Source organism: Pseudoalteromonas sp. L1, from assembly GCF_021728095.1.
Lineage (GTDB): Bacteria > Pseudomonadota > Gammaproteobacteria > Enterobacterales > Alteromonadaceae > Pseudoalteromonas.
On record NZ_JAKKCT010000004.1, the window covers coordinates 15,709 to 27,089 of the forward strand.

Below are 11,381 nucleotides of genomic sequence, written 5' to 3' on the forward strand. Positions count from 1 at the left end.
AACCTCTCCTTAATGCTTTGGTGCTGCTGCTTCTATTGCGTCTTCGACCATTTTTACAGCTTCTTTTTCTAGCCTTTGAGCTTCAGCGGCCAGTCGGCCGGCTTGACGAACCATTTCACCGATTCTAGCTTCATCATCTTCGCTCATTCTCGGTAACTTTATTGCAAGAATGTCACTTACAGACAAGAATGGGACTGAGCTACCTGCTGCACCACGAATTAATTGGCGATACCCAACATCAGTGCAACATAAAAATGCATAAAGATAGCCAGCGTCAACGCTTTGGTTTGTAACTCTTAACTTAAGTACGTGAGGGGACACACAAGCACCATCAAATCTGGAATCAGCCCAAACTCCCGTACCAATAATCCCACCAACTTGCCCGCTTCTTGCGATTAACAAATCTTCTTCTCGAGTCTGCCACACCTCATCACCTTTCAATGATTTTCTTAGCAAAAAGCGCTCTGGTGTAACATCTGCTCTGAATATCTCTCCACTTGTAAAGAAAGGAACGCCGTAGTCTTCACCGGTGAATATTTGCTTCATCCGATTACTTTCAAGTGCTTGGATACCTAGCTCTGCAAGATTATTTTCAGCACCAGCTATTTCAATCAGCTCATCACTCAATTGAGCAATTTGGTCGTGGTAAGTTGCATCCATACGTTTTTGAACTAACGACGATGAAGCTGCTGAATGAGTAAAAATGCGATGAGATAAGGCGAGCTTATTGGGAAAACTAAAGTGTTCGTTTATTTGCTTGCCTGCGCTCACCATCAAAGAATTGGCATCAGCTCTTTTTTGTGCAGATGACTTAATCTTACTACCTATATTCGCTTCTAAGTCTTTTGCGAATCTTGGTACTGGAATGTCTTTGACATGTTCTGGTTCTATGTGTTGGATAATCGCACCATATGTGCCAGCAATGATCTGTTGAACACCAAAAGTTGATGATAAAAACGCATAAAAGTATCCAGCATCAATTTTTGATTCATCTGCAACAACCCTCATTACATCTTCTGTGCAAGCAAAGTCGTCCATATCCGGCCTACAAAAGGCTAATCTGCCAATGGTCCCTGAACGAGTTATTAGAATCCAATCTTTCTTAACCAGAAGATTTCTTTTTCCAGCGACTATTGAGCTAGCGATGTAACTGATTTTCTCCAAGTTGGAGATATGGATATTGGTCGTTGTAAGAAACGGATAACCGTGATTCGGGTCATTTACCCAGATCCTTTTAAGGCGACCAGCATGAATAATTCCCTTAATTCCGTTAAGCGTAACCTCAACAACGGAGTCTTTCATAACCGTCAAGGATTCAAGTTTGTACTTCGCCTCGATAGCTCCTGTTTTATAAGGTCCTACATCCAGCCTTAGTCCTTCTCTCTGGATCCAGGTAGAAGGTATTTCTTTAATAATCATGCGTAAATCCTCGGATACCAAGCCTGAATCTGATGCAATAAGCCATTAAACGACTCATCTTCACAACCACGGAAAGAAACGTCTTTGGCAATGCGCTTAAACAGCTGCGAGTGGGTCTTTTTCCGCCCCCAGTTTTGGCCTCTTACCGCATCAATTGCTGCTTTAGGATCGGCAGGTTTAAGGTCATCCGCATCCCAAAGGTTTTTAGCTTGCAGCCAAGCTCTTAGGGTGCCTGCGCCTCTATCTCTTGGGTAATCAAAAATATGTTCGATGCGGCTGGTATCTGCTTGCCACATCAATACTTCCAGCTCTGGGTTTATCGCCATGACAAAAAAGCGGTCATCTGGCCAACCTGCGGCACGCATATTGGCTTTAATCTTTTCACAGAACTGCTGGTAATCCATTGTTTGTAGGTTGTCATTAAACGCAAAGTCGACCATAACAACCGCGTAGTTATGGGTATCAACATAGCTTTTCAGCAGGTTATGACCATCCTGATAAACTCCCGGATCTTTTCTTGGGTGTTTGATTAAATCTTGCTTGGTATCAAATTCAAATCTGGCGCATTGCAGTCGTGTATCAAACGCCGGATTTTCGAAAAAGCCTTCTACGGTGGCTTGCATTTCACCGTCGGCTACTAAAAAAACAATATCTCTCATGATTATTCCAACACTCCGGCCGCAAATAGGGTTCCTAAATCCACTTCGCCCTTCCATGTTTTTAGGCGGGGGTGTTCATGGCCTTTTAATACTTCTGTTGCGCCGTTTTGATTAAAGCGCATGGTAATGATTTGATCGACTTCGGTATTGGCGAGCACAACGGGGGAGTGCGTTGATAGCCACAGTTGCGTATCAGAGGTGAGCTTTAACGCTTCTAACACCGCATCGATTGCCTTAGGGTGAATACCGTTCTCAGGCTCCTCCAAGGTGATGATCTTAGGTGCATTTTGCAAATACGGAATAATGGTCAACGCTAAGATATGCAGAGTACCGTGCGACAAACCGCTCGAAGGAACCACCATACCGTTGCTATAGGTTACTTCTAGGTAACAAAAGCTATCATCAATACGCTGCTTGGCTTCAATTTTAGCAATAGAAGGCAGTGCCATTTGCACCAACTCTAGCCATTCGTTTAAGCCTTCGGGATCGCTCAGCTGCAAGGCATGTACTTGCCAAGGTAAGCTACTCCCGTCCGCTTTAAAAGTCTCTTTATCTCTTGGCGATGCAGCCAATCGCATTGCAGGCCATTGTGGCTCGTAGCAATGTGAGCCTTGTATAAGAAACTCTTGAAGCCATAGCGCTGCGGGGTATAAATCATGGTCTGCAGGTAGCGCGGCTAAAGCCAATTGGTTATCTCGTAAGCCAAATTCAAGGATGGATGATTTTCCAGCTTGATACTCTGCCTGGTATTTAACCTTAGTACCTAAACTGCGCGATAACACCTTAAACCAAGGCGCACTGCGCCTGAAATCATCTACGCCAATAAGACCCATGCCATGCTCTGGGCGCAACTCATTATTTGGAAAAAGCGTTAAGTGCTCTTCTGTAACTTGAAATTTATCCTGGTTTATTCTGAACGATATTTCGTATCGCGCAGTATCGGGTCTTAATTCACTTTTCTGGAACTTATTCTGCCAGGCATCGCTCGCGCCTCTTAATAATTCTTCAATAATCGAAGGAGGCAAGCGCACTTCCAGTGCCAAGATAAAGTATTCGCCTCTAAGCTGATGAACGACTTCCTTAACTGCTTCTGCGCGAGCACGTTCTCTGCCATTGGTGGGTTTAAAGAACGCATCGTTTATATCCGACACATTCAGTAAATCACCAAACAAAGCTGGGATATCAAGTAACGTTGTTTTACCTGAACCATTAGAGCCTGCAAATACATGCTGCTGCTCTAAGGCGAGATCCAGCGTATTAAAGCAGCGGTATTTGTAGGCCTCTATTCTTGAGATCATACCGATGGCTCCGGATTGTTAGCACGAAACTCTTTCCAGGCTTTAGCAATTTTTGGCAAGTCGTCATCTAAAATTTTGCTACGACGCTTCAGTTTACGCACCACATTGTGGCCGTTGATGCGAATACGCTCTTCAACTTCCTCTTCGATAACTTTCTCTTCGCCGTCTGGGTGACGCTCATACAGCGTATTACCACGACGATCAAAGCCTACTTTTTCTGCAACTGCCATAAATACCGGGTATTCGGGCTCTCCGCCGATGGCAATAGCATCTTTTTCAGTATCGGTTTTCTTTTTCAAGAACAGCAGGCTAGTTAAGATGTTTACGTTAGCTTCAACGATAAATGACTCAACAGGTAAGTCGACACAACCAAGCACCCAGCACTCTTGCATTAACCACCAGCGAATATACTCGTCACCTGGGTTACCTAGAATGCCGTCAGGCAACACGATACCCATACGACCTCCTTGCTTAAGCCATTGCACGCAACGCTCAATAAACAAAATTTCGGGCGAAACTGCATCTTTACGGCGTTCTGTTTTTCTAAAGCCGCCGTTGTCAGTGCGCTCCCACACATAGGCAAGGTCGTATTGCTCTAGAATTTGCTTGTCGGTAACTGGGATGTCGGAACCAAACGGTGGGTTGGTCAAGATCACATCAACACTGCCGTCTTTACCGCTGGAATCACCGACAGGAATCGTTTTCTTGGCAGGGTCTACGCCTTTTAAATGTCCATGCGGGTACTCTAATGAGTTCATGTGGTAGATGTTAGCCATGGCATTACTTGCCATCACCACGTTCATTTGCGATGCTCGGCACAGGAAGGGGTCAAAGTCACAACCAAACAGATTTTTTTCGGCAAACTCTTTAATTTGTTGCTGAATAGAAATGAATTCTTCAGTGGTTTCAGCACCCAATTTTACTTTTTCTTCTTCGTGTAATTGCTTATTGATGAAGCTCAAAGTCTGCTCGAGGAAGCCCCCTGTACCACATGATGGGTCCAGCACTTTCTCATGTGGTTGTGGTGCCATCATTTCAACAATTAGTTTGATTGCGCCACGAGGCGTAAAGTACTGACCTCGGTCACCACGCAAGTTATCACCAACTACTTCTTGATATGCAGCTCCTTTGGCGTCCATTTCTGTGCGCGTAAAATCATATTTCGCAAGCTCAGATACCATAAAAGCAAGCGCTCTGTCAGACAATGTAATTTCTTCATTGCCTGCAAATATGTCTGGATAGGCTTTTTTTACTTTCTCAAATAACGGCTCAATACGCTCTCTGATTACTTTGCGACCTTCATCGTCGAACTGTTCAGTCGCAGAAGCCCAGAACTCTCTCTCTCTGTTGCCGATACGCTCGTCATACATTTTTGAGAAAATCAAATATAGGAACTGCCAGAAAGCCGCATCTTTTGGCATCCCTTCATTACCATGAATGAAGTTATGACAACGACGGAAAGCAGTAAGTAGCATTTCACGGTCAGCCGTTCTTAGTTGTGCATTTGAAGCAACGTCGCGGCTCCCCATCGTTTCATCAGCTAACGGCCAATCACCTACCGCTTTAAACTTAGCATCAAAACGTGATTCTTCTTTTTCAACAAAGAAGAATTCAATACCGTTTGTCCATAAGCCCCAATGACATTTTTCCAATACGTATTTATCACCAACCTGCTCACGCATCATATCCTCCATCAATTGAAGATCTTTTTGCGCTTGATCATGGTCCCGAATTTTAACTGCTGACTTTTTACCTTTCTTTGGTTCTTTATCACAAATTACAATACGACGAATGTTTTCAGGTAAATGCTCTGCACCATGCTCGTAGATAGCGATATCTATCTTTTTACGTTTACCGTCTACCTTCATTGGGACATCAAGTGCCATATCTTCGGCACTTAAACCATACTCATGAAATAAGGCTCTTAATGTTTTTTGGCGAACCAATTCTTTTGGCGTTTGTTTGATTGGATTATTGGTCAAATAATCCAACATCATGCCATCTTCGATGGCGAGTACATCTGTTGTTTCTTTACTAACTATCATTTTCTTCTCGATAACCTGTGGTTATAAGTCAGCTTCCGCAGCCAACTCATCTAAATCTTCAATATTTACACTTTGATGTGCATTCTTGTCTTGTTCACGTAATACAAGACGTTTTCTAATTTCTTCAGAAAGGACTTCACAGCGCTTAGTTAAAAACGTGTCATAGTCATCATCCCAAATGCCCCAAGCTTCCAGCTCAATTAGGTGAGTTTTCATATGGGCTTTTAACTCCGAGTTTTGCTCTGCAAATTTACGCATATATGCAGAAGGAGCTTGAGCACCTATTTTTCGTTTATTTAAGAAGTCATCTACGATAGTGATGTTAGCAATATGATTACTATGTTCATCACCTAAGCCTTGCTTACGTAAGTACGCCCTAGGGAAATAATGATGATAATTTCGGCTATTCGCACGTTTTAGCCAATCATTACTAATATGGACAATCGAACCATCTATAAATGATTTGGGTTCTTGGTAAGCTAAAATACAAAGTAATGCTTTGATGTAGCTCCTACCTGCATTAAACCAGCCATTTTCTTGTATGAATTGTGCCGATGTATCTATGCTCCAATCAAAATCTGGTTGCTGCTCTTGCAGTATTTTATCGATACGCTTTACATCTTGCGCTAACTTTCCTTCTACGGAGCTCGAATAGCGACCACTTAAACTAACTCGCCACAAAAAGTCCTCTAAGAAGAGTTGTTTGTTCTCGAGTGGCTTATCTTTGTGGTGATAAAAGAAATAGGCAAATGGAGCTAACAACGAGTTGTATGGTAGAAGTCTGGAAACGGGGATACGGTAATAACCTCTAAAGTAATCAACCGCTGCTTCTATCGCATCAGCGACCTTAGGCCATTCTTCGATAAATCGCTTTTTATCCAATCGTAAGATGTTTTGACGTTTGCATTCCTTGCCAATTACCAGTGACACTGTTTGTAAAACGGTAGCATCTGAAATAGTGTCGTATCCGACCTCGCGTAATCTATCAACCAGTGCTTCAAATTTTTCTGAAAGATCAAATTCTTCATTAGCATCAAATGTTTTGGCAACCATGATTTCAAATAGCGAAAGTGGTTTACCACCGACATTTATACGAGTGAATATTTCTGTTGCTACATCTAGTGGTGCTTCCTTCACTTCAATCAGCGAAAAGTTATAACTCTGAAGTGTTTGGGAATACTCTGTTATTTTTGGGAAAAACTGCTGGTATTTCTGTAAAAAATTCAGATCAAAGCTAATTAAATCTTTTAGCTTTATATAAGAGCCTTCTTCCAGTTCACTGATATCGGTTAAGACAATCTGTTGATGTTCGTCTGCATTTAAATCGATGTATATTTCTGAAAAATCATCAACCTTTTTACCACGATTGATTTGGACACCTTTGAGCGCACAAAACAAACTGGTCATACGTTGTTGGCCATCCAATACGTATTCAGCAAAATCACCATCAGGCACCGGCGGTAACTCAACACCACCTAAATCTTTAACAACACGAAGAGCTTCCTTGGTTTTCCAAGTGATGAAAGTACCAATTGGATAACCTTTTAAAATACTATCAATTAAACCTGCCGCGCGATCTTTACTCCAAACGTAGTCACGCTGAAATTGAGGGATCTTAATCAACCCTTTTTCAATATCAGCTAAAAGAGCCTTGTAAGGTAAATTCTTCGGTTCTGGTAAATGCATTATTGTTCCTTTTGCTCTTCAATCCATTTTTCTAAGTCTTCTGCTTTAAAGCGCCATGAGCCTCCAACTTTAAATCCAGGTAATTTACCTTCACTTGCTAACCTGTAAGCTGTTTTTTCAGTGAGCTTAAGGTACGCCGCTACTTCTTTAAGAGTCAGGATTTTGTCGTGCATATTCATATACGTTCAAGTAGACGTGGTTTTAAAAAGACTATTTGAGAGAATGTGGGAAAATTGGGGAATTGTCAACGCGATTCAATGCTTCGTTATTTGCTTTTTATAAAATGGAGGCGGCATAAAAACCTGGCTATTAAAGCCAGGCCCCTATGCTCTATCTTTATAAATTATCTTTAGTTACTGTTTTCATATTAGGTTTTGTGTTTGGGCCCAGAACGCAAACCATACTCGGAAAAGGAGCAGGCGCTTGGGATTTCCCGTTTTGCATAAACTTCAATCTTCCTTTAATAAATCGAACTTCGCCACCAGCTAAGTTTTCGTGAAATGCTTTGGTATCGGTTCGCGCAGGAACAAGCATTACCACCGTTGCTCCCTTATCTGCTTCCATCTTCGCTTTCTCGGAAAACGCTTTAAGCTTTGAATATGGAGGGTTGCAATACACTGTTTCTCCTCCCCAGTCTTGCTTTAGCGCGTCTGATTTCTCTGAGAAAAACTTTTCACAAAGTGCAGTGCTCTCCTCTGCTGCTGCATCAAGTGTAAAATTAAACTCAGCGTCAAGCTGGTGGAATATTTCACGTGGCGTTTCCCATTTGTCTCGGTGGCTTTCCCCTTTGTTAGCACTGGAGAAGTGCAATTTAGTATTCATAGTTTTCCTTTAAATCATTAGCGGTAGGATTGGTGGATTTGAGATGATTGGTTTCTCATGACAATTTTTTGCTTTATCCAAGCCTGAATTTCATTTTCTTTCCAGGCAACACGGTTTGCTCCAAACGATACGCTCCGTGGGAATTTACCTAAGTTCATTTGCTTGTAGATGCTTGTTCGCTTTAGGCCCGTATAGTGGATAACGGTTTTAATTGAAATGTATTGCTCTTGCATAACTGCCTTCTCATTTGTATATCATTCACTCATGAGAAGAGCTTGCTATGTATTTTTAAGCGCATGTTTTTTAACGTTAACTCCGGCCATGAAAGCCGTATCTGACTCGCATCAGTTTCCCCGTGTAGCCAACATCTTTCGGCAATACTCTTGCTTGTGAACAAAGGATACGAAAACCTTCATCTCGACTGGTATCAAACCTATCTGCTAGAACGTGAATTGCAACGGGCGCTAACTCGTTAAATTCCACATCAATATAGTCACCAAAATAGTCCGTGACATGTGATGTACAATAATTAAGTGCACCGACTAACTTTTCTTCATCGCACTCGTCAGTTAAAAAATACCCACTATGGATTATCCTAGCCATTTCTCTATTACAAAAATCTGTTGTAAAAACCATTCCGATACGCCTGTCATTATCAGAAGACAAATACCTTGAAAATTGCATTTGCAACTTATAGAAAAATAAATCTATAGCTGCCTCACTTTTGTGAAGATTTAGTCGGTCGATACACATTTCAAAAGGAACAATGTAAAAGCCATTTTCTCTTTTGAGCCAGTTGCCATAAAGGCTGTGTATTAAATTCAATGAGCGGTATAGATAAGGACCTTCGGCTGAATTTAATGAGTAAGATTTAAAGCTTCTCCTTTTGTAGACTTCGCCTTTTGTACCTCTGTAAAGTGATGTGAAAATCATAGCTTTTCCTCCATATCGTAGCCGTAGAGAGTGTTTCTATCCCTATGGCTTATCAAGCTTTCAATCCAGCTGTGTACCTCCGATTCAACCCAGGCGACTGCTCTGCCTCCTAGTTCAACACTTAGCGGAAAGCGCTCTTCCCTTATGTACTTGTAGATACCGGAACGACTTAGGCCTGTTAAGTTCATGACCTCTTTTAATCTGATTAATCTTTGCATGTTTAAATCCTCAAAAATTCAATGAGTAGAATTCACTCAAACGATGAGAATTCGATGTAATTTTTGTTCGTAGTCTTCCATGGAGTATCACTCTACGTCGGCGAGGCTGTATTTATCGATTCCAAACAAAAACAAACACATATTACCAATGGGCATATACCAACGAATCAATAAAAGGAGTGTGTTATGCCTAATGTCCAATCAAGAAAATACATCACTGAACACCCAATGACGGCAGAGCAGGTACTAGAAAAAGCAGCAGAGGTTCTGCATAAAAAATATTTGGTCGGTAAGGCTCTTACAAGCAGCCAATCAACCAAAGACTTTCTGCAATTCAAGTTAGGCCAATATGAACGTGAGGTTTTTGCAATTCTAATACTGAATAGCCAACACAAACTGATTGAATACAAAGAGCTGTTTTTCGGTACGATTAATTCAGCAAGCGTCTACCCCAGAGAGGTGGTAAAAGAGGTTTTACATCTCAATGGTGCCGCTGTGATCTTCGCTCATAACCACCCTTCAGGAGAATCAGAACCTTCACAATCTGATGTAAAGCTAACGAACCGGTTAAAGGAGTCCTTAGCGTTAATTGATGTTCAAGTGCTAGATCATATCGTTGTAGGGAGCAATGCTTCTTCCTTCGCCGAACGAGGCCTCCTCTAGTCTTCCTTTACACTTTTCAAATCAGACTAACTCAGCATTCTGCTGGTAAAAAATTTAGTGAGATTAAAACTATGAAACTGAACTTTAATAAAGTACAGGGACTTCCTGTACCCATTGAATTATTTGAAATTATCAATCAATCACTTACAGGTACCCCACTACCGAAAGGTGACTTTAACAGTGTCACTCTTAACTTCCGCGATCCAAATTACTCTTCAGACAATGGTGGCTATCACCCAGTTGAAATACGCCTGGAGAAACAAAATGAACTGTGGCAGTTGGTCTACATAACAGACTTCTCTTATCAGGGGGGTACTTTTCCTGAGCTAGTTAAAGAAATAGATGTGTGTTTCATTTCTAAGCAAGTATTCAATGTATTTATCGGATGGCTGCAGAATCGAAATGCTAAGGAATTACTGACGTTATTCATTTCTAACTTTATTGCGTATTACGCGAACGACTGTTATCAGGTAAGCGTAAGTGTTGATTGAAAGCATAATTCGCCGGCTATATAGCCGGCGTTTTTATTTAAGGAGGTTAATATGGCTGAAGTTGAGGCTGTAAAAGACTTGGATAAAATAAAACTAATAAGTCACTTGCTTGAAATTCGTTGTTCGAAGCAAATGGCTGACATTTGGAATGTTGGACTTAACCTTGCCCTAAGGATATCTGATTTACTATCACTCAAATTTAACGATATTGTGGATGACCGTTTAATTCTAATTGAGGGTAAAACAGGCAAGAAAGCCGAGATAAAGTTAAACACTAAGACGCAAATCTTGATTAACGATATCAGACATAGGCATCCATCGCATGTATATATCTTTCAATCCTTCCGCAACCAGCAATCGATAAACCGTGAGCCCAGGCCCCTAACGAGAAAAGCTGTCGCAAAAGCCTTTCAACAGGTAGGGGAAGAAGCAGGTGTTCGACTCGGAACTCACTCGATGCGCAAAACCAGGGGGTATCACTTGTACAAGAAAACAAATGATATTGCCCGAGTCATGAAAATGCTCAGGCACAGTTCCGAAGGAGTAACGCTTCGTTATATCGGTATTACCCAGGATGTGATTGACAAGGATTTTAGTGAGCTGGAGCTATAACCAGAAAGAGTCAGCTAGAACTGACTCTTTTTTTTGCAAAACGTTGCTACCGTAGAACCTTTGTTTTTTTGCTGGGTTATAAGGCTTAGTCGCTTTTTTGGCAAAGTAACTTAGTCGATGTAATAAAACTTGGATATCAGTATAGAAGGTGGACGATTTCGTATCAATTTTGTACCTATGATTAATTGGGACATGAACTAAACCCATAGCACTTGCCATCGATATCCCAAGCGCACTGGCCCATGATTCTAATATACGGCTATACATATTCGAATTGTGACTATTGATGTTACCTAGGCAGCTATATACATCATGATTTAAAAAGATGACTAAATGATAATGCCAATTCATCGAACGATTTTTCTCTTTTACCCATACATAGCCTAATTCGCACGACAGGTTCCTGTTCCTAGCTTGGCTTTTCGCAGCTACATCGACCTTAATCCTAAATCGTAAAGAATCTATAAATTTAGAAATCACCTCACAGTCTCCCTGGTAGTCTGCAGGAAACCTCAAATCAAACCTGAGAGCAGCT

At 41.4% G+C, this 11,381-nt stretch carries 13 protein-coding genes; 3 read left to right on the plus strand and 10 right to left on the minus strand.

The features are described 5' to 3' along the window. Nucleotides 1-9 precede the first annotated feature (9 nt). The 10 genes from L3V38_RS12965 to L3V38_RS13010 all read right to left on the minus strand — a co-directional run bounded on the left by L3V38_RS12965 (nucleotide 10) and on the right by L3V38_RS13010 (nucleotide 9,080). On the minus strand, nucleotides 10-1,419 hold the full coding sequence (locus L3V38_RS12965) for a restriction endonuclease subunit S (protein ID WP_237119673.1): 1,410 nt from the start codon (nucleotides 1,417-1,419) through the stop codon (nucleotides 10-12). Next, a complete protein-coding gene (locus tag L3V38_RS12970; RefSeq protein ID WP_237119674.1) occupies nucleotides 1,416-2,078 on the minus strand; it encodes a hypothetical protein in 663 nt (220 codons plus the stop codon). The genes L3V38_RS12965 and L3V38_RS12970 overlap by 4 nt, the downstream gene beginning before the upstream one ends. A 2-nt stretch (nucleotides 2,079-2,080) precedes the next feature. Beyond that, the gene (locus L3V38_RS12975; protein WP_237119675.1) at nucleotides 2,081-3,376 is read right to left on the minus strand and encodes an ATP-binding protein; all 1,296 of its coding nucleotides are present in this window, start codon (nucleotides 3,374-3,376) and stop codon (nucleotides 2,081-2,083) included. Next, nucleotides 3,373-5,421 (minus strand): N-6 DNA methylase, encoded by a 2,049-nt coding sequence (locus L3V38_RS12980; RefSeq protein WP_237119676.1) that lies wholly within the window; start codon nucleotides 5,419-5,421, stop codon nucleotides 3,373-3,375. The genes L3V38_RS12975 and L3V38_RS12980 overlap by 4 nt, the downstream gene beginning before the upstream one ends. A 21-nt stretch (nucleotides 5,422-5,442) precedes the next feature. Further along, nucleotides 5,443-7,107, minus strand: a complete 1,665-nt coding sequence (locus L3V38_RS12985) for a DUF262 domain-containing protein (protein ID WP_237119677.1) — start codon at nucleotides 7,105-7,107, stop codon at nucleotides 5,443-5,445. Beyond that, nucleotides 7,107-7,280, minus strand: coding sequence for a helix-turn-helix domain-containing protein (locus L3V38_RS12990; protein WP_237119678.1), 174 nt, complete (start codon nucleotides 7,278-7,280; stop codon nucleotides 7,107-7,109). The genes L3V38_RS12985 and L3V38_RS12990 overlap by 1 nt, the downstream gene beginning before the upstream one ends. 163 nt (nucleotides 7,281-7,443) lie before the next feature. Next, a complete protein-coding gene (locus L3V38_RS12995; protein ID WP_237119679.1) occupies nucleotides 7,444-7,929 on the minus strand; it encodes a phage N-6-adenine-methyltransferase in 486 nt (161 codons plus the stop codon). Between the two features lie 17 nt (nucleotides 7,930-7,946). Continuing rightward, on the minus strand, nucleotides 7,947-8,162 hold the full coding sequence (locus L3V38_RS13000; RefSeq protein WP_237119680.1) for an AlpA family phage regulatory protein: 216 nt from the start codon (nucleotides 8,160-8,162) through the stop codon (nucleotides 7,947-7,949). A gap of 76 nt (nucleotides 8,163-8,238) precedes the next feature. Continuing rightward, nucleotides 8,239-8,862: a hypothetical protein gene (locus L3V38_RS13005; RefSeq protein WP_237119681.1), complete on the minus strand. Its 624-nt coding sequence runs from the start codon at nucleotides 8,860-8,862 to the stop codon at nucleotides 8,239-8,241. Beyond that, complete coding sequence (locus L3V38_RS13010; protein WP_237119682.1) at nucleotides 8,859-9,080, minus strand: AlpA family transcriptional regulator; 222 nt, start codon at nucleotides 9,078-9,080, stop codon at nucleotides 8,859-8,861. Before L3V38_RS13010 ends, L3V38_RS13005 begins: the two co-directional genes overlap by 4 nt. A gap of 186 nt (nucleotides 9,081-9,266) precedes the next feature. On the opposite strand from L3V38_RS13010, the gene radC reads away from it, so the two are divergent. From radC to L3V38_RS13025, 3 genes are all read left to right on the plus strand, one after another. Further along, nucleotides 9,267-9,743 (plus strand): DNA repair protein RadC, encoded by a 477-nt coding sequence (gene radC / locus L3V38_RS13015; protein WP_237119683.1) that lies wholly within the window; start codon nucleotides 9,267-9,269, stop codon nucleotides 9,741-9,743. Nucleotides 9,744-9,814: 71 nt separating this feature from the next. Next, a complete protein-coding gene (locus L3V38_RS13020; RefSeq protein ID WP_237119684.1) occupies nucleotides 9,815-10,234 on the plus strand; it encodes a DUF2787 domain-containing protein in 420 nt (139 codons plus the stop codon). Between the two features lie 51 nt (nucleotides 10,235-10,285). After that, nucleotides 10,286-10,846 (plus strand): tyrosine-type recombinase/integrase, encoded by a 561-nt coding sequence (locus tag L3V38_RS13025; protein ID WP_237119685.1) that lies wholly within the window; start codon nucleotides 10,286-10,288, stop codon nucleotides 10,844-10,846. The last annotated feature ends 535 nt before the right edge of the window (nucleotides 10,847-11,381 follow it).